General features: G+C 75.6%; 20 protein-coding genes. 6 read left to right on the forward strand and 14 right to left on the reverse strand.

Annotated elements, in window-relative coordinates; translation table 11 throughout:
• The first annotated feature begins 24 nt into the window (after positions 1-24).
• From ACZ34W_RS15275 to ACZ34W_RS15290, 4 genes are all read left to right on the forward strand, one after another.
• Entirely contained in the window at positions 25-1,422 is a 1,398-nt protein-coding gene (locus ACZ34W_RS15275) for a diaminobutyrate--2-oxoglutarate transaminase family protein (protein ID WP_465604197.1), read from the forward strand.
• Positions 1,419-2,972 (forward strand): pyridoxal phosphate-dependent decarboxylase family protein, encoded by a 1,554-nt coding sequence (locus ACZ34W_RS15280; protein WP_465604199.1) that lies wholly within the window; start codon positions 1,419-1,421, stop codon positions 2,970-2,972. Before ACZ34W_RS15275 ends, ACZ34W_RS15280 begins: the two co-directional genes overlap by 4 nt.
• Before the next feature lie 504 nt (positions 2,973-3,476).
• Positions 3,477-4,235, forward strand: coding sequence for a tRNA-dependent cyclodipeptide synthase (locus ACZ34W_RS15285; protein ID WP_465604201.1), 759 nt, complete (start codon positions 3,477-3,479; stop codon positions 4,233-4,235).
• Positions 4,236-4,430: 195 nt separating this feature from the next.
• On the forward strand, positions 4,431-5,618 hold the full coding sequence (locus ACZ34W_RS15290; RefSeq protein WP_465604203.1) for a cytochrome P450: 1,188 nt from the start codon (positions 4,431-4,433) through the stop codon (positions 5,616-5,618).
• A gap of 70 nt (positions 5,619-5,688) precedes the next feature.
• Here the strand turns inward: ACZ34W_RS15290 and ACZ34W_RS15295 are convergent, their stop codons facing one another.
• From ACZ34W_RS15295 to ACZ34W_RS15340, 10 genes are all read right to left on the reverse strand, one after another.
• The gene (locus tag ACZ34W_RS15295; protein WP_465604285.1) at positions 5,689-6,489 is read right to left on the reverse strand and encodes an inositol monophosphatase family protein; all 801 of its coding nucleotides are present in this window, start codon (positions 6,487-6,489) and stop codon (positions 5,689-5,691) included.
• Between the two features lie 141 nt (positions 6,490-6,630).
• A complete protein-coding gene (locus tag ACZ34W_RS15300) occupies positions 6,631-7,851 on the reverse strand; it encodes a type III PLP-dependent enzyme (protein WP_465604205.1) in 1,221 nt (406 codons plus the stop codon).
• 46 nt (positions 7,852-7,897) lie between these two features.
• Entirely contained in the window at positions 7,898-9,628 is a 1,731-nt protein-coding gene (locus tag ACZ34W_RS15305) for an IucA/IucC family protein (protein ID WP_465604207.1), read from the reverse strand.
• A complete protein-coding gene (locus ACZ34W_RS15310) occupies positions 9,625-10,881 on the reverse strand; it encodes an MFS transporter (protein WP_465604209.1) in 1,257 nt (418 codons plus the stop codon). Before ACZ34W_RS15310 ends, ACZ34W_RS15305 begins: the two co-directional genes overlap by 4 nt.
• On the reverse strand, positions 10,878-12,683 hold the full coding sequence (locus ACZ34W_RS15315; protein ID WP_465604211.1) for an IucA/IucC family protein: 1,806 nt from the start codon (positions 12,681-12,683) through the stop codon (positions 10,878-10,880). The genes ACZ34W_RS15310 and ACZ34W_RS15315 overlap by 4 nt, the downstream gene beginning before the upstream one ends.
• Entirely contained in the window at positions 12,680-13,894 is a 1,215-nt protein-coding gene (locus ACZ34W_RS15320) for an ATP-grasp domain-containing protein (protein WP_465604213.1), read from the reverse strand. Before ACZ34W_RS15320 ends, ACZ34W_RS15315 begins: the two co-directional genes overlap by 4 nt.
• A 115-nt stretch (positions 13,895-14,009) precedes the next feature.
• Positions 14,010-15,014, reverse strand: coding sequence for an ABC transporter substrate-binding protein (locus ACZ34W_RS15325; RefSeq protein WP_465604215.1), 1,005 nt, complete (start codon positions 15,012-15,014; stop codon positions 14,010-14,012).
• 125 nt (positions 15,015-15,139) lie between these two features.
• Positions 15,140-15,985 carry an ABC transporter ATP-binding protein gene (locus ACZ34W_RS15330; protein WP_359804264.1) on the reverse strand — a complete coding sequence of 282 codons (846 nt, stop codon included), beginning with the start codon at positions 15,983-15,985 and terminating at the stop codon, positions 15,140-15,142.
• Positions 15,982-17,034, reverse strand: a complete 1,053-nt coding sequence (locus ACZ34W_RS15335) for a FecCD family ABC transporter permease (protein WP_465604217.1) — start codon at positions 17,032-17,034, stop codon at positions 15,982-15,984. Before ACZ34W_RS15335 ends, ACZ34W_RS15330 begins: the two co-directional genes overlap by 4 nt.
• Positions 17,031-17,993, reverse strand: coding sequence for a FecCD family ABC transporter permease (locus ACZ34W_RS15340; RefSeq protein WP_329492333.1), 963 nt, complete (start codon positions 17,991-17,993; stop codon positions 17,031-17,033). Before ACZ34W_RS15340 ends, ACZ34W_RS15335 begins: the two co-directional genes overlap by 4 nt.
• Before the next feature lie 210 nt (positions 17,994-18,203).
• Here ACZ34W_RS15340 and ACZ34W_RS15345 point away from each other — a divergent pair, with 210 nt between their 5' ends.
• Together ACZ34W_RS15345 and ACZ34W_RS15350 are read left to right on the forward strand one after the other, a co-directional pair.
• A complete protein-coding gene (locus tag ACZ34W_RS15345; RefSeq protein ID WP_465604219.1) occupies positions 18,204-19,010 on the forward strand; it encodes a (2Fe-2S)-binding protein in 807 nt (268 codons plus the stop codon).
• Between the two features lie 59 nt (positions 19,011-19,069).
• On the forward strand, positions 19,070-19,471 hold the full coding sequence (locus tag ACZ34W_RS15350) for a VOC family protein (protein ID WP_329490531.1): 402 nt from the start codon (positions 19,070-19,072) through the stop codon (positions 19,469-19,471).
• Positions 19,472-19,606: 135 nt separating this feature from the next.
• Here ACZ34W_RS15350 and ACZ34W_RS15355 read toward each other — a convergent pair whose 3' ends face one another.
• The 4 genes from ACZ34W_RS15355 to ACZ34W_RS15370 are packed head-to-tail and all read right to left on the reverse strand — an operon-like array spanning position 19,607 to position 22,381.
• A complete protein-coding gene (locus tag ACZ34W_RS15355; RefSeq protein WP_465604222.1) occupies positions 19,607-20,104 on the reverse strand; it encodes a hypothetical protein in 498 nt (165 codons plus the stop codon).
• Positions 20,101-20,490, reverse strand: coding sequence for a hypothetical protein (locus ACZ34W_RS15360; RefSeq protein ID WP_380389157.1), 390 nt, complete (start codon positions 20,488-20,490; stop codon positions 20,101-20,103). The genes ACZ34W_RS15355 and ACZ34W_RS15360 overlap by 4 nt, the downstream gene beginning before the upstream one ends.
• Positions 20,487-22,046, reverse strand: a complete 1,560-nt coding sequence (locus tag ACZ34W_RS15365; RefSeq protein ID WP_329490534.1) for a hypothetical protein — start codon at positions 22,044-22,046, stop codon at positions 20,487-20,489. The genes ACZ34W_RS15360 and ACZ34W_RS15365 overlap by 4 nt, the downstream gene beginning before the upstream one ends.
• On the reverse strand, positions 22,043-22,381 hold the full coding sequence (locus ACZ34W_RS15370) for a type VII secretion target (protein ID WP_465604225.1): 339 nt from the start codon (positions 22,379-22,381) through the stop codon (positions 22,043-22,045). Before ACZ34W_RS15370 ends, ACZ34W_RS15365 begins: the two co-directional genes overlap by 4 nt.
• Positions 22,382-22,403: the final 22 nt, after the last annotated feature.

The following is a 22,403-nucleotide window of genomic DNA, read 5'->3' on the forward strand; positions in this document are numbered from 1 at the left end:
GTAAAGTTAGGCTTACCTAACTTCTTGGAGTTCGCCTTGACGCTCGCCGCCGTCCCCGCCACCGGGCCCGCTGCCGTCCCCGCCCAGGCCCCGGGCGACGCCATCCTGCGCCGCCAGCGCGTTCGCGAGTCCGCCGCCCGCACCTACGCCCGCTCGTTCCCGATCGTCCCGGTGCGCGCCCACGGCATGACGGTCGAGGGCGCCGACGGCCGTCGTTACCTGGACTGCCTCTCCGGGGCGGGCACGCTCGCCCTCGGTCACAACCACCCGGTGGTGCTGGAGGCGATCCGCCGCACCCTGGACAGCGGCGCGCCCCTGCACCTGCTCGACCTCGCCACCGCCGAGAAGGACGACTTCACCACCGCCCTGTTCGAGAGCCTGCCGCCGGAGTTCGCCCGACAGGCCCGAATGCACTTCTGCGGGCCCGCGGGGACGGACGCCGTCGAGGCGGCGCTCAAGCTGATGCAGACCGCCACCGGCCGCTCCGGCGCCCTCGCCTTCACCGGCGCCTACCACGGCATGACGGCCGGGGCCCTGGCGCTGACCGGCAACGTCGCCGTCAAGGAACCCCTGCCGGGCGGCGGCGAGGTGGTCCGGCTGCCCTACCCGTACGGCTACCGCTGCCCGTTCGGCGTCGGCGGCGAGGCCGGCACCGAGCTCGCCGCGACCTACGCCGAGCGGCTGCTGGACGACCCCTCGGGCGGGGTGGTCCGGCCCGCCGCGATGATCCTGGAGGCGGTCCAGGGCGAGGGCGGCGTCGTCCCCGCCCCCGACGGCTGGCTGCGTGCGATGCGCCGGATCACCGCCGAGCGCGGCATCCCGCTGATCGTCGACGAGGTGCAGACCGGGGTCGGCCGCACCGGTGCGATGTGGGCGGTCGAGCACAGCGGGATCGTCCCGGACGCCATGGTGCTCTCCAAGGCGATCGGCGGCAGCCTGCCGCTCGCCGTCGTCGTCTACCGCGAGGAGTACGACCGCTGGCGGCCGGGCGCCCACACCGGCACCTTCCGCGGCAACACCCTCGCCATGGCGGCGGGCGCCGCCACTGTGCGGTACGTCGCCGCGAACGGCCTGGCCGCGCGGGCCGAGCTGGTCGGCGCCCGGATGGTCGAGCGGCTGCGGGCGCTGGCCGGTGGGCTGCCGGTGATCGGCGACGTGCGCGGGCGGGGGCTGATGCTGGGCGTCGAACTCGTCGACCCGGCCGCCGAACCGGACGCCTGCGGGGCCCGCCCGGCCGCGCCCGCGCTCGCCGTCAAGGTCCGGGAGGCCTGCCTGGCCCGCGGCCTGATCGTCGAACTCGGCGGCCGGCACGACGCCGTCCTGCGGCTGCTGCCGCCGCTCACCATCACCGACGAGCAGGCCGCCGCCGTGCTCGACCGCCTGGCCGACGCCATCGCGGCGGCCGCGGCGGGCGTACGGTGACGACCCCGGTCGAGCCCGGCCGCCCCGACCGGGAGCCCGCCCGCCTCGCCGTGGTGCCCGGAACCGCCCCGGCCCCCGCCCCCGACGCGCTGGCCGGTGGCGCCGGCGGTGGCGCGGCGCTCGCCCCGCTGGTCGCCGAGGTGCTGGCCGCGCTGGCCGCCGGAGCCGCCCGCCGGGCCGGTCCGCTGCCCGCCGGCCGACCCGGGGAGCTCGCCGCGCTGGCCCGCGCGGAGCTGGCCGACGCGCACGGCCCGCAGGCGCTCGCCCGGCTCACCGAACTCCTCGCCCACGGCGCCGCCGACCCGGCCGACCCGGCCTGCGCCGCCCACCTGCACTGCCCGCCGCTGGCCGTCGCGGCCGCCGCCGACCTCGCGGTCAGCGCGTTGAACCCCTCGCAGGACTCCTGGGACCAGGCCCCCGCCGCGACGGCCCTGGAGACGGCGCTGATCGCCGAGCTGGCCGCCCTGGTCGGCTACGACCCGGCCGGCGCGGCCGGGGTGCTCACCTCCGGCGGCACCGAGTCCAACCTGATGGGCCTGATGCTGGCCCGCGACCAGAAGCTCGACGGCATCGTCGAGCTGGAGGGGATCCCGGCCGGCGTCGAGCCGCGGATCATCGCCTCCCGCGCCGCGCACTTCTCCGTCCAGCGCGCCGCGGCGCTGCTCGGCCTCGGCGAACGCGCCGTCGTCCCCGTCCCCGTCGACCGCGACCAGCGGATGGACCCGGACGCGCTGGCGAGCGCCCTGGCCGGGGCGAGCTGGGCCGGACAGACCCCGATCGCCGTGGTGGCCACCGCCGGCACCACCGACACCGGTGCGATCGACCCGCTGCACGCCGCCGCCGACCTCGCCGCCCGCTACGGCGCCTGGCTGCACGTGGACGCCGCGTACGGGGGCGGCGCGCTGCTCTCGGACCGGCTCGCCCCACTGCTCGACGGCATCGCCCGCGCCGACTCCGTCTCGCTCGACTGGCACAAGCTCGGCTGGCAGCCGGCCGCCGCCGGGGTCTTCCTGGTCCGCCGCGCCGAGACCTATGTCTCGCTCGCCCGCCGGGCCGAGTACCTCAACCCGGCCGACGACGAACAGGCCGGCTACCCCAGCCTGTTGGGCCGCTCGCTGCGCACCACCCGGCGGGCCGACGCCTTCAAGATCGCCGTCACGCTGCGCACCCTCGGCCGCGCCGGGCTCGGCCGATTGGTCGACGCCTGCCACCGGCTGGCGCTGGACGCCGCCGAGGCCGTCCGGGCGGAGCCGGCGCTGGAGCTGTACGCCGAACCCGTCCTGACCACCGTGCTGTTCCGCTACCTCCCGCCGGGCCGCCCGGGCGCCGGCGCCGCCGATCCGGCCACCGTGGACGCGGTCAACGGCGAGCTGCGCCGGGAGCTGCTGCGCACCGGCCGGGCCGTCGTCGGCCGGACCGAACTCCCGGGCGAGGGCCCCGGGCGGGTCCGGCTGAAGCTGACGCTGCTCAATCCGCACACCACCGCCGCCGAGGTCGGCGCCCTGCTGGGCCGGGTGGTGCGGGCCGGGCGGGACATCGCGGCCGGCTGACCGCCGCGGCCGGCCGGTGGGCCGCCGGCTGCCGCGTCCCACCGGTGGGCCGCGGTGTCCGGCTGGTCGGCCCCGGGTCCGGCCGAATTGCCGAGGCAAAGGCAAAGCCTTTTTCGGGGGCGGATGTTGGAGGAATACACACTGGCGTGCCATGCTGTCCGGGGGATATTCGGCCGCCCCCGGAAAGCCTCCGTGGACATACCTTCCCGGAGGAGTACAGGCTGATTCAGGCCGCCTGGTGATCAGAATCCGCCAACCCCTCGGCAGGGCTTGCGGAGATCCCGAACGGCGGCGGTAACTTCATGTGGTCGCCGCCCCACCAAGAGCACACGGCTCCCCGGGGCAGGCCGCCTGACCAGGCGCGCGTCGTCAGCATGCGGTGACCCCACCCCCGACTCCGGGTGAACTCCGGCTGCCGTCATGCACTTCTGTGAATCCCCGGTAGAACCGCGTGAACCACCTGAAGCCAGTCCTGTGACCATTCCTGCGAAGCGGAGGCAAGGCATGCGCGAAACCCTCCCGGGTGAACGTGCCACACCCATCGATACGACCGGGTACGAGGCCCTTCCGTTCTCCGACCGCTGCCGCGAGATCTGGCGCCGCGGTGAGCACCTGCTCATCGGTGTCAGTCCCGGGAACAGCTATTTCAGTCACCGCCGAATCGCCGAACTCATCGGGTGGGGGCTGGAGTTCTTCGAGCGGATCGACATCGTCCACGCCGATCTGCATGTCGGGGCGCAGTACGAGACCTTCGGCTACACGCCCGAACACGCGCACCGGCGGGCCGCCAAGGAGGTCAAGGCCACCGCCCGCCGGATCGCCCGCGGCGTCGAGGAGGCCGGCCACCGCGACGCCGTCCGGGCGCACGCGCTCTCCGAGTTCGCCGGCCACCCCGTCTACCGGCGGTTGCACCGGGAGGCCATGGACGCACTCCGCGCCGACCGGGACTTCGGCGCGGCCGCCGAGGCGATGGCGCGCGGCTTCCTGGCCGCCCGGCTGGACGAGGGGCTGGCGCCGAACGAGCCCCAACTGGCCGCCGGGCTCCGCTACATAGCCGCCGAGCTGCCGTTCTTCCTGGACACTCCGGCGCTGCTCGGCGTGCCCTCCTCGGTGAGCTGCTACCACCTCCAACTCCCGCTCACCCCGGTGCTGTTCGGCCGCTCGGAGGGTCTGCGGGCGGCGCCCGGCCAGGGCTACGCGGTGGTCCGCCCGGCCGCGCCGACGGCCGCCGCGGGCGCCGTCGCCGGGACCCGCGCGGCCTGACCGCACCCGACCCGACCCGTGCGGCCCGACCCGGCCGCGCCCGCACGTACCCGCGCCGCGCCCGCACGTACCCGCGCCGCGCCCCGCCCCGCCCGGCCGACCGCCCGCGCGCCCGTGCCCCGACCGGCCCGCACACCCGCCCCGCCCTCGTGGGGCCGCCCCCGTACCCGCTGCCCGATCCCAGGGAGTACCCCCATGACCGACCTCACCTTCCCGCTCTCCCGCCGGGGCGACGTCCTGCCCGAGGAGGCGAACCGGCTGCGCGCCGAGCAGCCCGTCGCCCCGGTCCGCACCATGACCGGCGACCCGGCCTGGCTGGTCAGCAGCTACCCGCTGGCCAAGCAGGTGCTGGAGGACGAGCGCTTCAGCCTCAAGGACACCGCCAACCCCGGCGTCCCCCGCCAGTACGCGCTGACCATCCCGCCCGAGGTGGTCGACAACATGGGCAAGATCAACGGCGCCGGCCTGCGCAACGCCGTCATGAAGACCCTCTCGCCGCGCGCGGACAAGGAGCTGGACGGCTGGCTGCAGGCCGAGGCGCACCGGCTGATCGACGCCCTGATCGGCCAGGGCGCCCCGGCCGACCTGCGGGACGGCTTCGCCGAGCCCTACTCCGCCGCCCTGCACTGCCGGCTGCTCGGCCTGCCCGTCGAGGACTGGCGGCGGCTGATGGCGGGCATCGACGTCGCCTTCCTCACCAGCCCGGTGCCGTTCGAGGGCTCCGCGCCCAACTGGTACAAGGACCTCGGCTACGTGCGGGAGCGGCTCGCGGCGGAGCCGGCGCCCACCGAGGGCCTGCTGGGCCGGTTCGCCGAACTGCGGCGCTCGCCGGACGCCGCGGACCGGGTCGGCGACGAGCTGCTGGCCACCGTCGCGCTCTCGCTGTTCGGCGCGGGCGCCGTCTCCACCTCCTCGTTCCTGCTGCACGCCGTCATCTACCTGGCCCGGCAGCCCGAGCTGGCCGAGCGGCTGCGCCGGGAGCCCCCGCTGATCGGCCGGGCGGTGGACGAGCTGCTGCGGGTCAACCTGTCGATCGGCGACGCGCTGCCCCGGATCGCGCTGGCGGACGTCCGGGTCGGTGAGGTGCTGGTGAAGGCGGGGGAGCTGGTGCTGGTCCTGGTCGAGGGGGCGAACTACGACCCGGCCGTCTTCCCGGACCCGGAGCGGATCGACTTCGACCGGGTCGACAACCCGCACCTGGCCTTCGGCGCGGGCCGGCACTTCTGCCCCGCCTCGGCACTCGGCCGCACGCACGCCGAGATCGCGATCACGGCGCTGGTCGAGCGCCTGCCGGGCCTGCGGCTGGCCCTGCCGGTCGAGCAGCTGGCGTGGCGGCCCGGTTTCATCAAGCGCCTGCCGGAGCGGCTCCCGGTGCTCTGGTAGCCGGTGCCGGCCGGGCCGGCGGTGCGGCCAGGCGGCCGTGCGGCCCGGAGGCCCGGCCAGGTCCTGGCCCCTACTGGCCGAACAGGACGGCGCGGGCGCGCTCCCAGCACTCCGGGTCGGCGGCGACCAGCAGGCCCTCCTCGCCGCCCGGGGCCTCCGGCCGGTAGGGCTTGCCGTCGAGCCGGGCGGAGACCCCGCCGGCCTCGGTGACCAGCAGCGAACCGGGCGCGTGGTCCCACGGCAGGGTGCGCCAGTAGAGGATGAAGTCCAGCGCGCCGTCGACGAGGTCCGGGTACTCGATCCCGGCCGCGTTGCGGCCCGGGGTGATCTCGCCGAAGCCGGCCGCGGCGTTCGCCTCCAGCGTCCGGCGCAGCTCCGGCTCCAGGAAGCGGCTCTTCAGCGAGCCGCGCCACTCGGTCGGCGGGCCGGCCGCAAGGGGCCTGGTCAGCCGCTCGCCGTTGCGCCAGGCGCCGGAGCCGAGCTCGGCGGTGTAACAGGTGGCGGTGGCCGGCTGCCAGATCCAGGAGGCGACGGTCTGCCCGGACCGGACCAGCGAGGCCATCACGGCGTAGTCGGGGCGGCCGGCGATGAAGTTCGAGGTGCCGTCGACCGGGTCGACCAGCCAGGCGGCGGGCTCCGTGTGGAGGGCCAGCGCGAGCGACGGATCGGCGGACACGGCCTCCTCGCCGACCACCGGGACGGGCAGCAGCTCGCGCAGTCGCCGTTCGATGATCACCTCGGCCTCGCGGTCGGCGATCGTCACGACCTCGCCGGGGGCCTTCTCCATGACCTCGCCGGCTGCCAGCGCGCGGAACCGCGGCTCCACCACCTCGGCGCACGCCTCGGCGAGAATCTCCGCCACCCTGTCCATCAGCACGTTGCGCGCTCCCTTCGCTGGCTACCACTTTCGCACGTCAGTGCGGTGTTGACCTTCGCCAGCCCCCGGAGCGCCCGTCGCGGGCGCCGGGCGGCGGGCCGGGGGACGCGCTCCCGGTCCGCCGCCCGGCCGCCGTCAGCCGTCCTCGCCCAGGTAGTGGAAGCCCGGGCGGGGGTGCATCAGGAACTCGTGGTGCGAGATGTTCCACGCGTAGGCGCCGGCCATCGCGAAGAGCACCCGGTCCGCGGTCCGCAGGCCCCGCGCCGCCGGGGCGGCGTGCGCGAGGACGTCCTTCGGGGTGCAGAGCTGCCCGGCCAGGGTGGCCCGGCCGGTGGTGACGGCCGGGCGCGGCCACGGGTGCGGCCAGGCGTCGACCGGCAGCACGGCGAACGGCTGGTCGTGCCCCCGGGTGGCCGGGGTGCGCAGGTGGTGGGTGCCGCCGCGGACCACCGCGAAGTCCTCGCCGTGGCTCTGCTTCACGTCCAGCACCTCGGTGGCGTACCAGCCGCAGTACGCGGTCAGCGCGCGGCCCGGCTCGATCCGCAGGGTCGGCCCCGGGTGGCGCTCCAGCAGCTTCGCCAGGCCCTCGCCGAAGGCCGTCCAGTCGAAGCGGGCCCGGGGGTCCGCGTAGTCGACGGCCATGCCGCCGCCCACGTTGACCTCCGCCAGCGCGAAGCCGTGCCGCCGGGCCGTGCGGGCCGACCACTCGACGATCTGCCCGGCGACGGCGAGCTGCTCCGCCGCCGCCAGCCCGCTCGCCAGGTGGGCGTGCACGCCGCGCAGCCTCAGCCGGGGGAGCAGCGGGCCGAAGGGCCCGAGCGGGTCGGTCAGCAGCCGGGCGCAGGCCTCGGCGCGGTCCGGGTCCAGCCCGAACGGGGTCGGGCGGCCGCCCATCGCGAGTGCCACCGTGTCCAGCGCGCCCGCGCCCACCGGCAGGTTGACCCGCAGCAGGACGTCCACCGCGGCGTCCGGCCGGTCGGTCAGGGCGGCGGCGAGCCGGTACAGCTCCTGCTCGCTCTCGACGTGCCAGCGGTGCACCCCGGCGTCCAGGGCGGCCACGATCTCGGCGGGCGTCTTGCCCGGTCCGCCGAAGGCCAGCGGCGCGTCCGGGACGGCCTGCCGCACGTGGGCCAGCTCGCCGCCGCTGGAGACCTCGTAGCCGTCGACGGCGGCCCGCAGCGCGGCCAGCACGGGCGCCTCCGGGTTGGCCTTGGCGGCGTAGTACAGCTCGACGCGGGCGGGCAGCGCGGCCCGGACGGCGGCGGCGTGCGCACGCAGCGCCGCCAGGTCGTGGACGTACGCGGGCAGCGCCTCCGGGGCGAGCGCGGCGACGTGCCGGCGGACGGCGTCGGTCATCGGTGACTCCAGGTGGGGACGGCGGCAGTCGGGCGGCGGGCGGGGGTCACCGGCTGCTCCAGGCCGGCGTGCGGGCGGCCGGCAGGCGCAGCCGCGCGGCCTCCGCCAGGACGGAGCCGGCCAGCGGCGAGGGCAGCCGGACGTAGCCCGCCTCGCGGTCGGGCCGGCGCTCCCAGCGGGTGAGCAGATTCGCCTTGGCGGGCAGCGGCACCCCGGCCAGCAGGGCACGCAGCCGGGGCGGGCGGCCGTGCGCGTCGGCGTACTCCTGCAGGGTGTCCCGGACGGCCTCCCACAGGGCGCCCTCCGCCTCCGGGTGGCGGTCGGCGAGCGCGGCCAGCAGCTCGGCGACGTGGTTGACCAGCAGGCAGTAGACCACCCGGTCCCAGCCGCGCTCGGCGTCGTAGGCCATCGGGCCGGCCACCTCCGGCGGCAGCGCGGCGAGCAGCGCGGCGTTGCGGTCGGGGACGAGCTTGGTGCCCTCCAGGTCGCGGAAGAGCACCTGGGCGGGCCGCCCGGCGGCGTCGACGCCGATCAGCACGTTCTGCAGGTGCGGTTCCAGCACCACGCCGTGGTCGAAGTAGGCGGCGAGCACCGGCGGGACGAGCAGCCGCAGGTAGTCCGTCCACCAGGCGAGCGCCTCGCCGGCCTCGGCGTCCTCGCCGAGCAGCCGCGAGATGTGCGCGGAGCTGGTCGGGTGCTCGTCGGCGACGGCGGCGGCCAGCAGCGGGGTGACGCCGGGCCGCAGCACCCCGGCGAAGCCCTCGCGGACGATCAGGCCGAAGCCCTCGTACAGGGCGCGGTCGGGGAGGCCGTCCGCGCCCGGCAGGGCCAGCGTGCGGAAGGCCGGTTCGCGCAGCATCGCGGCGTTCGGGTACCGCTCGGCGAGGTCGCCCAGCGCGGGGGCCAGCAGCCGGGTCAGCGCGACGGCACCGGTCAGCTCGTACGCCGCGTTCTTGCGGAGGCAGTTGGTGATCCGCACGTTGAGGCTGAACTTCAGGAACGCGCCCGCGCCGTGCAGCGTGCGCACCGAGGCGGTCGCGGCGAAGGGCTCACCGCCGGGCCCGAGGTCCACGACGTCCCCGCGCTCCAGGGCGCCGCGCAGCAGCGGGTGGTCGGCGAGGAGTTCGTACTGCCAGGGGTGGACGGGCAGCAGCCGGTAGCCGACCGGGGCCCGGCCCAGGCCGTCCAGCAGCGCCGTCGCCGAGGCGTCCAGCGAGGACTCCGCGATCAGCTCCCGCCGCACGGCGAGGTGCCGCAGCCGGAACGCGGCGCGCGACTCGGGGGCGTAGGCGCGCCAGTCGCCGCGCTCGGCCGAGCGGGACTTGGGCGCGGGGTGGAAGCGGTGGCCGAACAGCAGGGCCTGCTCGGACTCCAGGTAGCGGTCCGGGCCCGGGGCCGGCCGGTTCTCCAGCCCGGCGCGCACGCCCGCGTGACTGGACGTCAGCTGGTCGAGGAACTCCTCGTTCACCGTCCCGGTGCGCAGCTCCAGCTCGTCCTGGACGTGTCCGGCGAGCTCCCGCCAGGCCAACGGGACCCAGCCCGCGGCCCGTTCCTCCTCGACCGGGCCGGTGAAGCGGTGCGCGCCGAGCAGCGAGGTGCGGCGCAGCGCGACCCGGAGCAGGACGCCCCGGCGGGGCAGGCGCAGCAGCAGCCGACCGTCGGTGACCGCGGTCTGGTGTTCCGGTCCCGAGACTTCCCGCAGCAGGCAGTTGAGCAGGGTGTGGGCGACCGCGTCGTCGGGGGTGGGCAGTTCGTGGTCGGTCAGGTCGTGTGTCATCGGCGACTACTCCAGCGGATGCGGGTCGGGAAGACGAGTGTGGCGGCCGCGGTGGCGGCCAGCAGTGCGGCGGCGGTGCCGACCAGCACGGGGGCGGCGGCGCCGAAGCGGCCGTTGGCCAGCGCGGCGACGGCGCCGGCGGCCACCGCGCCGCCCTTGGAGACGAATTCGAGGGTGCCGAACATCCGCCCCGGTGCCCGGCCGCGGGCGGCCTCGGCGGCCAGCACGGAGAGGCAGACCAGGCCGAGGGTGAGCCCGGCCCCGAGCAGCAGCCGGACGGCGACGAACGCCACCAGCGAGTGCGCGGCGGCGTGCCCGGCGAGGCCGAGCGCGACGAAGCCGAAGCCCAGCGCGATGCCGGCGTGCGGGCGGGCGAGGAAGGCGGTGTGCGTACGGGCGGCGAACGCCAGGTAGCACAGGTGCGGCAGGGCGAACAGGATGCCGGTCGTCGTGCCCGAGACCCCGGGCAGCCGCTCCTGCGCCAGGGATATCAGATAGGGGAACGAGATGATGGTGGCGAAGACGAACACGAACTCGAAGGTGTAGAGCAGGCCGATCGGGGCGGGTCGGGCGGTCGCGGCGCTGGGGGCCCGGTCGCTGCCGGGGCCGCTGCCGGTGTCGGTGGCCGGGCCGCCGCCGCCCCGGGCGGCCGGGTCGGGCTCCGGCAGGAGCGACAGGAACAGGGCCGCGGTCAGCGGCAGGACGGCCATCAGCAGGTACTGCCGGTGCGGGTCGATCCACGGGGAGAGCGCGCCGACCAGGATCGGCGCGGCGACCAGCGCGGCCCGGGCGCTGCCCTGCATCAGGGTCAGCGCGAGGGAGAGCTTCGAGCCGTCCAGGGCGGCCGCCAGGTAGCCGTTGGTGGCGGCGAAGGTGCCGCCGAGGAAGCCCTGGAGGACGAGCGCGAGCGTGAACGCGGGCAGGCTGTCGGCGGCTCCGGCCAGCAGGAACGAGACGGTGAGGCCGAGTTGGGCGCGCAGCAGCAGCCGTTTGCGGCCGAACCGGTCGGCGAGCCGGCCCCAGAGCGGGGCACCGAGGGCGCTGAACACGGTCGGGACGATGTAGAGCACGCCCGCCCAGCGTCCCTGCGGGTCGCCGAGGGCCGGGAGGATGGCCGTCAGGTAGGGCGGCAGGCCGAGGGCGGCGAAGGAGGCGACGAAGTAGCAGGCGGCCACCGCGTGCACCTGGCGCCGGCCGAGCCCCTCGGGGCGGGCGGTGCTGCCGGGGTGCTGTGGCAGGGTGTCGACGCTCATCGGGTGGCCCCGGCGCCGCCCGCCGGTGCTGCCGCGACGGCGTCCGGACGGAGGTAGTTGGGCCCGTCGGTGTAGTGCTTGTTGATGTCGGCGGCGCCCGAGCGCTGCTTGGTGAGCAGGGTCCCGGCGGTCACCATCGCCTTGACCGGCAGTCGCTCGGCGTCCAGCAGGGCGGCGCGCAGCGGTGCGCCGGCCGGCCCGATCCGTTCGGTGGCCTCCGCCAGCCGTCTGCGCAACAGGTCGAGCAGGTCGCCCAGTTCGGCGCGGCCGTGGGCGGCGAGGCCGAACGCCAGGGAGCCGGCGCAGAGGTGGCCGGTGATGGTGGCGAAGAGGTCGGTCAGCGGTCGGTCGCCGTCGCCGAAGATCCGGGCGTCGTCGAACTCCGCCCGGCCGGGTCCGTGTTCGCCCAGCGTGGCGGCGAGCCGGCCGGTGTGGATCCGCGGCCCGTCGTCGTCCTTGTAGAGCAGCCGCAGGCCGCCGTCCTCGTCGAACACCACCGAGGTGTTCTGCTGGTGGGACTCCAGCGCGATGCCGTAGCCGAAGAGCGTGGCCTGCCAGTCGAGCAGCAGGCCCAGCAGGGTGTCGTAGAGGGCGACCGGGTCGCCGCCGTGGAAGCGGTCGGCCAGGTGGTCGATCACCAGGCGTCCGCCGGGGGCGGGGGCCAGCAGGGCGGCCAGCGGGACGGTCACGGCGCGGTCCAGGCCGGCGTCGGCGGGGTAGCGGCGGAGCAGGACGGCGAGCAGTTCGTGGCCGGCGTGGGCCCAGCTCTGCTCGTCGGCGTGCAGGATCCGGTCGGCGAAGCGGGGTTCGCGGGCCAGCACGGCCTCGATCAGCCGCTGCCCGGCGGCGCCGTCGACCAGCGTCCCCGGCTTGATGGTGCGGCGGTTGAGCCGGCCCAGGGTGGCGGTGGCGAGCGGGAGTTTGAGGTGGTGGCCGGGGTCGTCGGCGACGGCCACGGTGCGCATGGAGAGGGTGGGCACGACGGTCAGGTAGGGCCGGTCGGCGAGGACCGCGCGGCCGTCGAGGCCGGCCGCCCGCAGTGCCCCGGCGAGCGGCTCGCCCACCGTGAGCGGGTGCACGGGCAGGGTGGTCCAGGCGTCGTCACCGCCCGCCAGGTCGAGGCCGAGCCAGCTCGGGGTGGGCCACCAGCTGGGCAGCGGCCGGTCGCCGTGCACGGTGAGGGCACCGGCCGGGACGGCGAGCCAGCGCAGTTCGAAGGCCGGGTGGAACTCCGGTGCGTAGGCGCGCAGCTCGGGCTCGGTGAGACCGGAGCGGCCGCGGGCGGTGGGGTAGACCGGGTGGTCGAGGTGGGCGGCCAGGGCGTCGTACCCCAGGGCGGCGGCGGGGCCGCTCCAGCGGGCCGGGTCCGCGCCGTAGAGGTCGGTGAGGGCGCTGTGCACCTCGGCCCGGGTGCGCTCGTGCAGCTCCATGGTGGCGAGGGTCTGCCGGCACTCCTCGGTGAACGCCGCCCAGCCGGGCCGGTCCGCCGCCTCGGCGAGGCCGGTCAGGGCCGCCAGGACGGCTTCCAGCCCGGTCAGCGGGGTGCCGTCCAGCTCCAGCAGCGGGAGCCGGGCCGCGTACTCGCTCTGGAAGCCCTCGGCGACCACCGGCAGGGCGAGGCCGGCCGGGGCCAGCAGCAGCCAGCGGCCGTCCGCGCGGTCCTGCGGGGTGCTGCGGGTCCGCAGCCCGAGCACGTCCTCGCGCAGGAGCGCGGAGAGTACCCGCAGCGCCAACTGCTCGGCGGCGGTGGGGGCGCCGGGCCCGGCGTCGCGCGGCGGGGCGGGGCGGGTGGCGGCGCTCACGGGGTGATCTCCCAGCGGTTGGCCGCGACGAAGCGGGCGACGGCGGCGTCCACGGCCTGCTGGTCGGTGCCGACGGCCCAGATCACGCCGAGGTAGTCCCGGTTGGTGTGGTGGAGCTCGTGGCGCTCACCGAGCGGGCGGACCGGCTGGTAGCTGAGCCGGACGCCGTCGCGCTCCTCGTGGTGCGGGCCGGGCGCGGCGGTGAGGGTGCCGGCCCGGTCCGCGCAGACCGCCTCGTTGCGGGCCCGCTTCGTGGTGGCCGCGCAGTGCTCCGTGAGGCCTTCGGGCAGCTCACGGCCGAGGTGCGCGGCGAGGATGTGCTCGAACAGCGGGATGTCGAGGATCTCGGCGAGCATCAGGTCGCACTGGTCGCCGATGGCACGGTAGTTGACCTCGATGATGCGCGCCCGGCCGTCCGGCTGCACGACGAACTCGGTGTGGCAGGCGCCGAGTCCGACGCCGACGGCGTCCAGCTGCGCGAGGATCTGCTCGACCACCGGCCGCGGGTGGTCGGGGACGAACTCCAGCATCTCCTCGATGAAGTGCGGGGGAGCGGAGAGTCTGGTCCGCAGCCCGCCGAGGACGTGCCGCCGCTTCCCGTCGCCGAGCGTCTCCAGGGTGCACAACTGCCCGTCCAGGAACTCCTCGACGACCAGCGCCGCGCCGGGCCGCCGCCGCTGGATCTCGGCGCAGCGCAGCTCCAGCTCCGCGCGGTCGCCGACCAGCGAGACGTCCTCGCTGGCGACGCCCTCGCGCGGTTTCACCACGACCGGGAAGGGGACGTCGAACTCCCGCAGCGCGGAAGGGTCCTGGCCGGGGTCGAGCTCGAAGGAGCGGACGGCGTCCAGGCCGGCGGCGGTCAGGTGGCGGCGCAGCTCGCCCTTGTTCTTGGCCCGCAGGGCCGCCTTCCAGTCCTTGGCCGGCAGCCCGAAGTACTCGGCGGCCAGGGCGGTCTGGGTCTGCAGGTGGTCGCTGTTGCTGAACACCGCGTCGGGGGCCTCGCGCCGGGAGATCAGCCCGATCACCTCGCGGAAGTCCCGGACGTCGCACTCCACCACCTCCGGCGCGGACGCCAGCGCGGCGTAGGCGTCCCGGTGCGGCTCGGCGTGGTCGGTGAGCACCGTGATGTCGAGCCCGAGCCGTGCGGCGGCCGGGAGGAAGCCCTGGGTGACCGAGTCGGTGGGGTTGAGGGCGAGCAGGTAGAGCCGCATGTCGGGTCTCTCCGTGACGGGGGCGAGGGGCGAGGGCTGGGGCCGGGCGGGCGGGCGGCCACGCGGGGCGCGGGGCGGGCGGTGGGCCCTCGCCCCGCGCACCCGGGGCGGGCGGCTACTTGGGCGCGTCGACGCCGGCGGCCTTGGCGATGTCACCGAGCATGGCCTCGGCGGCCTGGACGCCGATGCCGGACATCCAGGTCTCGTCCGGCACGTTGAACACCTTGGCGTTCTTGACGGCGTTCAGGCCCTGCCAGACCGGCGTGCCCTGGACCTCGCTCTGCTTGGTCTTGGTCGGGTCGTCGGCGACGGTGACGAAGACCAGGTCGGCGTCGGCCTGGTTGATCTGCTCGGCGCTCACCTCGATGATGTTCTGGTCCACGTCCTGGGCGGCCGGGCGGCTCAGGCCGACGTCCTTCAGCACCACGCCGCTGTAGGAGGCCTTGGCGTAGAGGCGGGTCGGGCCGGCCACGAAGCGGACCACCGAGGCGGTCGGCTCGGTGCCGCCGTTCTTGGCCTTGATCGCCTCGCCGAGCCTGGCCGCGCGGGCCTCGTAGTCGGTCAGCGCCTTCTTGGCCTCGGCCTCCTTGCCGAGGGCCTGGGCGTAGAGGGCGAGGTTCTCCTTCCAGGGGAAGCCGGTGGTCTCGGCGAGCACGGTCGGCGCGATGGCGTTGAGCTTGTCGTAGACCTTGGCGTGCCGGACCTTCGAGGAGAGGATCAGGTCGGGCTTGAGGGAGGCGATCAGCTCCAGGTTCGGCTCGGCCATCGGGCCGACGTCCTTGGTGTCCTTGATCTTGTCCTTGAGGTAGTTCGGGAAGCCGCCCTCGGTCTTCATGTGCGGGGACACCGCGCCGACCGGGGTGATGCCGAGCAGGGTGACGTCGTCCAGCTCGCCGCTGTCTAGCACCACGACGCGCTTGGGCCGGGCCTTGATCTCGGCCGTCCCGGCGGCGTGCGTGACGCTGCGCGGGTAGCCCGCCGCGGCGGGGGCGGAGGCGGCGTCCCCGGCGGGCTCGGCGCTGTCGCCGCCGGTGCTGCCGCAGGCGGCGAGCAGCGTGGTGGAGAGCGCGGCGGCGAGGAGCGCGGCGGGGACTCTGCGGGCGCGGGCGGAGCGGGTCATGACGGGTCCTTGTCTCTGGTGCGGGGGCGGGGGTGCCGGACGGCTGCGGGCAGCGGACGGCTGGGCGGGTCGGGGGCGGCGGGGCCCACGGGTGAGCGGGGCCGGCCGCGGGGTGGTCGGGCGGGTCAGCGGGCGGCGGCCCGCCCGGTCCGGGCCCGCGGGACGACCAGCGGGGTGCCGGTCTCCGGGTCGGGCACGACCTGGCACGGCACCTGGAAGACGGCCTCCACCAGGTCGGCGGTCAGCACCTCGGCGGGCGGTCCGGCGGCGGCCAGCCGGCCGTCCTTGAGGACGACCAGGTGGTCCGCGTAGCGGGCGGCCTGCCCGAGGTCGTGCAGCACCATGACGACGGTGCGGCCGGCCTCGGCGTGCAGGTCGGCGACCAGGTCGAGGACGTCCAGCTGGTGCCGGAGGTCCAGGAAGGTGGTGGGCTCGTCGAGCAGCAGCAGGTCGGTGTCCTGGGCGAGCGCGAGCGCGATCCAGGCGCGCTGGCGCTGGCCGCCGGAGAGCCGGTCCACCTGCTGGTCGCGCAGGTCGGTGGTGCCGGTGCGGGCCAGCGCGTCCTCGACGGCGGCCTGGTCGGCCTTGGACCAGGGGGTGAGCAGCCGCTGGTGCGGGAAGCGGCCGAGCCGGACCAGCGCCTCGACGGTGATCGCCTCGGGGGTGACGGGCTGCTGCGGGAGCAGGCCCATCCGCTTGGCGAGCGCCCGGGCGGACATCCGGTGGATGTCCGAGCCGTCCAGGGTGACGGTGCCGGCGGCCGGGCCGAGCAGCCGGACCAGGCCGCGCAGCAGGGTCGACTTGCCGCAGGCGTTCGGGCCCACGATCGCGGTGACGGCGCCGCCGGGCAGCTCCAGGTCGAGGCCGTCGACGATCACCCGGTTGCCGTAGCGCAGGTGCAGGCCGTGGGCGGCGAGGCGGTTGCCCGCCGGGTCGGGGGCCGTGGAGGGGGTCGCCACGTCGGGGGTCATCGGTCGCTCCTCTGGGGAAGCCGGCCCTGGCGGATCATCAGCGCCAGGAGCCAGGGCGCGCCGAGGGTGGCGGTGACGGCACCGACCGGCAGGCCGTGGACGGGGATCACATGGAGCACCAGGAGGTCGGCGGAGAGCAGCAGCACGGCGCCGGCGAGCGCGGTGAGGCCGAGCGTGCCGAGGGTGGGCGGTCCGGCCAGCAGGCGGACCAGGTGCGGGACGGCGAGCGCCACGAAGGCGACCGGTCCGGTGAGCGCGGCGGCCAGCGAGGCCAGCGCGATGGAGAGCAGCAGCAGGACGAGCCGGTCGCGGTTCGGGTTCAGGCCGAGGCCGCCGGCCGAGTCGTCGCCGAGGTCGAGCACGGCGACCCGTCGCTGGCTGAGCACCACGGCGACGACGGTGAGCGCGATGGCGGTGCCGCCGATCCAGACCTCGGTCCAGTCCCGTCCGTAGAGCGAGCCGGTGGTCCACTGCATCGCCGAGGAGGCCAGCTCGGCGGGGAACCGGACGATCATCAGGTTCACCGCCGCGGCCAGGCCCTGCTGGACCGCCAGGCCGACCAGCACCAGCCGGGTGACGGCCATCCGCGACCGCCAGGCGAAGCCGCCGAGCAGCAGGGCGGTGAGCAGCCCGCCGCCGAGCGCGGCGAGCGGGATCAGCTCCTGCGAGGCGCCGGTGGCGAGCATCAGCACCGCGCCGAACGACGCGCCGCCGGTGACGCCGATGGTGTCGGGGGAGGCCAGGGGGTTGCGGAAGAGCCGTTGCAGCATCGAGCCGGCCACCGCGAGCGCGGCGCCCGCGATCAGGGCGGAGACCACCCGGGGTGCCCGGAACTCCTGCACCACCAGCACGTTTCCGGCGTCACCGAGCCCGACCAGGGCGCGCAGCGCCTCCCAGACCGACATCTCGACCTGGCCGGTGCCGAGCGCGATCCCGGTCAGCAGGACCAGCAGGGCGGCGGCGAGCAGCGACCAGGCGGCGGTGCGGGCCCGGCGACGGGCCGCCGTGCCGACGGCGGTGGCGCGCACCGCCGGGGTCAGGACGCTCATCGGGCCACCTTCCGGGCCAGCACCGCGAGCAGCGGCGCGCCGAGGAAGGCCGTCACGATGCCGACCTCGATCTCGGACGGCCGGGCTACCAGCCGGCCCAGCACGTCGGCCGCGAGCAGCAGCAGCGGACCGGTGATCAGGCAGCCCGGCAGCAGCCAGCGGTGGTCGTTTCCGAGCAGCGGCCGGACCAGGTGCGGCGCCGCCAGCCCGACGAAGGCGATCGGTCCGGCGACGGCGACGGCGCTGCCGGCGAGCAGGACGACGGTCAGACCGCCGAGCACCCGGATCCTGGCCACCGGCACGCCGAGCGCCTGGGCGCTCTCGTCGCCGAGGGCGAGCGCGTTGAGCGAGGGCGCCACGGCGAACGCGCCGACCAGCCCGAGCGCCAGGAACGGCAGCAGGGGCGTCAGGGTGTCCAGGTGGCGCCCGGCGATGGAGCCGGCCAGCCAGAACCGCGCCTCGTCCAGCGTGCGGTGACTGGCCAGCATCAGTGCCGAGGTCCAGGAGGTGAGCACCACGGTGAGCACGGTGCCGCCGAGGGCCAGCCGGACGGGGTCGAGGTCGCCGCCCCGGCGGGACATCGCGTAGGCGGCCACCGCGGCGACGGCCGCGCCGGCGAAGGCGAACCAGAGGTACTCGACCGGCCGGGTGAGGCCGAGGGCGTAGATCGCGGCGACCACGGCGAAGCCCGCGCCCGCGTTGATCCCCAGCGTGACGGGTGAGGCGAGCGGGTTGCGGGTGACGCCCTGGGCGACCGCGCCGGCGGCGCCGAGCGCCGCCCCGATCGTCAGCCCGATCACCGTCCGGGGGACCCGAAGGCCCGTCACCACGTCGGCGTCGCCGCCGTGCCCGGCGCCGGTCAGAGCGTCGATCACGGTGGAGAGCGGGATGGAGCGGGAGCCGAGAGCGAGGCTCAGCGCGGCGCACAGCACGAGCGCGCAGACGCCGGCGGCCAGCAGGAGCGGCCGCCGTAGCGTCGGGTGTCGGGGGACCGCCGAGGCCGTGGCGGCCGGCGGGTCGGTTCTCAGCACAGGGCGAGATCTTAGGTTAGGCAATCCTTATCTCGTCAAGTCCTGGTGACTTGGTACGGACCAGGCCGAGTTCGACCCCCATGGCGTGCGTACCGCGTATAAGGTGAGGCTCACCTTAGCCGATCTCGGGGAGTACCGATGATCTTGGGGGCCACACCCGTGCCCGCCGCCCCATGCGTCCCTTGTCCTCTCTACGCGGACTACCGGCGGCTGCTGGACCTCGCCCCGGCCCTGCGGGTCGACGTGCTCGGCGCGGGCGAGGCCGCGCCCACACGTGCTCAGGGCTGGTACTCCGCCGTCGAACTGGCGGCGGATCCGACCGCGCTGGCCGACGCGCTGGCCGGCGAGGAGTCCCGGATCGCCGCCGAGCACGGCAAGGCCCCGCGCCCCCACGTCACCGCCTCCCGGCTGCTGCACCACTACCTCTGGTCGGTCTGCGTCCTGATCGCCGGCCCCTGGCACCTCGCCCGCCGGGTCCCCGTCATCGACGGCGCGGACCTCTGGATGCACGCCCCCACGGGTGACTTCGCACTCCGTCCACGCGCCCACAGCACGCTCGCGGGCGACGACGAACTGCGCGCCGAACTGCGCGCCTCCGTCGTCACCCACGTCGAGCCGCTGCTCACCGCCTTCTCGGGCGCCACCCGGCGCGGCACCCGCGCCCTGTGGGGCATGGTGACGGACGATCTGGCCTCCGCCGTCTGGTACCTCGGCCGGATGCTCGGCGAGGAGTCCGCCGCCGTCGCGGCCGCCGGAGCGGTGCTGCCCGGCGGCACCCAGCCGCTGCTCGGCGCCGCCGACTTCCGCCTCCTGCGCGGCGAGGACGGGCGCGGCCACCCGACCCGCACCCGGCTCGGCTGCTGCCTCTACTACGCGATCCGGCCGGACTCCGCCTGTATCACCTGCCCCCGGACGCCGGACGAGGAGCGGCTGCGGCGGCTCTGAGGCGGGCGCCCCCGGCCCCCGGGCTGAGGGGATGTCAGGTGCTCGGATAGGCTCGCCCGATGATCGATTCGACGATGCGGGTGCGGGTCGCCCGCCCCTCCCGGGACCTCGCCGCCGCCGAGCGGTTCTACGTCGACGGCCTGGGGCTCGACGTCCTCTGGCGCACCACCGAGCGGGTGTCCGGCGAGCACGACCTGATCATGGTCGGCCCGGCCGGCGGCAGCTGGCACTTCGAGCTCACCCGTGACCCGGAGCACCCGCTGGAGCCGACGCCGACCGTGGACGACCTCTTCGTCGTCTACCTGGGCGCGCCGGTCGACGAGGCCGCCGTGGCCAGGCTGGAGGCCGCCGGCGGCACCCGGGTCGCCGCGCACAACCCGTACTGGGACGAGTACGGCGTGACCGTCGCGGACCCGGACGGGTACCGGCTGGTGCTCTGCAGCCGGACCTGGGGCGCCTGACCCCGCCTGCCGGGTCCGGGCGTCGCCACCGGAGTGGGAAGTCGGCCCGGCCGACTTCCCACCCCATGAGCGCCGTTGCTCCCGGCTCGCCCCGGCCTCGGCGGCCCGGCCGGTCTCCCCGGGCCCCGGCGGCGGTCAGCCGACGGTGACCCGGACGTCCTTGACCGCCAGCACCTTGCAGGAGGCGGCGTCGCCCGGCTCGCGGCAGGTGGCGCGGTCGACGTAGTGCCAGGTGAGCGTGGTGCTGCCGGCGGCGGTCGCGGTCCAGGTCTGGCGGACGGTGTGGCCGCAGCCCGCGGAGTCGGGCGGGCAGCTGCTCAACTTGGCGTCCGCGTCCCGGTGCAGGACGGCCCGGTCGCCCTCGCCGGTCAGCTGCCAGCCGTGCGGCAGCGGGGCGGAGGTCAGGCTGACGCCGACCGAGCGGCCGACGGCCAGGTGGACGTCGGCCGGTTCGAAGGCCGGCTTGCCGCCGGCCACGGCCTCGGCCTCCAGGTCGGCGGGCAGGGCGAGGACGGTGTCCGGCCGCTCGTCCGACGACGGCCCGCCGGAGGACGAACAGCCGGCCACCGGCGCCAGGACCAGCAGGGCGGCGGCCGCGAGGGCGAGCGGGCGGCGCGGGGATCGGGCGGTCACCGGGCCTCCGCCTCCCGGGCGTTGCGCCGCAGCTCGATCAGCGCCGCGACCTCCGCCAGCCAGCGCGCGAACAGGTGCTCGCGCCCGAGGTCGGCGCCGCTCGCGGCGGCGGCCTGCAGCCACTCGCGGACGACGGTCCGGCCCGGCTCGCCGATGACCGGCTCGGGCAGTGCGAGGGCCGCCGCGAAGCCGCCGGCGCGGACGTGCTGGGCCAGGAAGCCCAGCGGGTACGCGCCGATGCCCGCCGCCTCGGCGCGGTGGGCGGCCGCGATGGCGGCCTCGGTGAACAGGGCCTGGCGCGGGCCACCGGTGAGCAGCAGGCCCCGGGTGATGGCGGCGGCGACGTCGAGGTCCGCCAGTTCGGCGTCGGGGCGGACGTTCGTCATTTCGGCAGCTCCAGCGCGGTCGACTTGTTGAGGGGGTGTTCACCGGGGGTCAGTCCGCCGAGCTGGCTGTTGACGAACTGCTCCTCGGTCACCCAGGAGGTGAAGCCCCAGGGGTTGTAGACCTGCAGCTTGTCACCGTCCCGCCCGATGATCATCATCTGGTGACCCGAGTCGTCGTTCCGCACGGTGATCGGGACGGGCAGGCCCTCGTCGACGGACTTCTCGATCCGCGCCAGCGCCGCCCGCCGGTCCTCGTCGCTCTCCAGCTCGACGTGCTCGTAGTCGGCGCCGGTGGCCTTGCCGAGGTCCTTGTCGGCCAGGTAGGTCTGGGCCTTCGGCCCGAGCCCGCTGTCCACCTGCGGGTAGACCTTCTTGTTCCCGTCGACCCGCTGGCCGTCCTTGTACTCGTTGAGGTACGTGTCCTGCAGCCGCTTCTCGAAGTTCTCCGGGGAGTCGGCGCCGGGGGCGTCCGGGGTGCCGCCGGTGGTCAGCTGGAACATCATCAGCGGGTCCAGCTTGGCCTGGGCGATCACGGTGGAGGCCGCCACGCAGTCGCTGACGTTGCGCTGCGAATAGAGGCCGTAGCCGTCGATGTTGACGTTCTGGCCGCCGTAGGTGACGTCGAGGTTGTCCGAGGACTCCCGGCCGGTGTCGCCGGTGCTGGTGGCCGGCACGAGGTGCTTGGCGAGCCAGGCCGGGTCGTCGCCGTGCGGGTGGATCTGGGCGTCGAACCGCTGGATGTCGGACACCGAGTGCCCGGCCGCCAGCGCCTTCCAGAGGTAGGCCGCCTCCTCGGGGGACTTCGCGCCGGACAGCAGCGCGCGGAACGCCGCCTGGTCGGCGCCGGTCATCACACCGAGGGTCTGGTTGGCCCGGTCGAGCTGGTTGGGCGTGAGGATGTAGCCGCCGTCCTCGCCCGCGCCGGGGTTCTTCTCGGTGGCCAGGACCACCGCGGCCAGCGGGTCGATCGAGCCCATCCCGGCGCGCGAGGCGCGCGCCGCGGAGGCCAGCTGGTTCAGCTTGCTGGCGGTACTGGTGCCGGTGCTCTCCACCCGCCGGGCCGCCGCGAGCCGGGCGTCGACGCCGGCCAGCGCGGTCGCCATCGCGTCCTGGTCGAAGCCGCCCGGGTCCTGGCGGGCCCGCTCCCCGGCGGACCGCAGCTGTTCGCGGCCCTGGGTGTCGGTCTTCTTCGCCCAGTCCAGCTCGCTCGCCCAGGTGTCCAGCAGGACGGCGGCCTGGGCGAGGGTCTGCTGGGAGGTGGTGGTCTCCTCCGACATCGCGTGGATCGCCTGCGTCGCGTGCTCGGCCACCGAGCCGCTCCAGACCGCGGGCAGCTGGTTGGTGGCGATCCCGGAGAGGTCCTGCGAGGCCTGGCCGAAGGAGGCCGCCGCCTGTCCGTAGTCCTTGGCGCGGGCCTGCACGGCGCTCACGTCGCCGACCGGCTCCGGCACGGCCAGCGCCTGGTCGATCCCCTCCAGCAGGTGGAGGTTGGCGAACATGAAGTTCACCTTCTCGATGGTGTGCCGCGCCTTCTCCAGATCCTTGACCTTGCTCACCGGCCGCCGCCCGCCGGCACCAGCGAGGCCGTGATGGCCTTCTCCGCGTTACGGTAGTTGGCCGTGGTGGTCGACATCTTCTGGGACAGCTCGTCCAGCGCGCGCTGGGTGACGGTGATCTCCTTCGACCAGGCGCTGTCGAAGGAGGACCACGCGCTGTCCATGCCGAACTCGCCGAAGGCGGTGGCCGCGTAGCACACCGAGCCCGCGTAGGCGGTCTTGGCCGCGGCGATGTCCGTCGCCGTCTTGTTCAGTTGGTCCGTGACGCCGCTCAGACCGGCCACGCTGACGCCGTATCCGTCCCCGCCGCCGCCCGACGCTGCTCCGTCGCTCATGCTTCCCCGTTCCCCCGTCTTC

Source organism: Kitasatospora sp. NPDC022856, assembly GCF_055561235.1.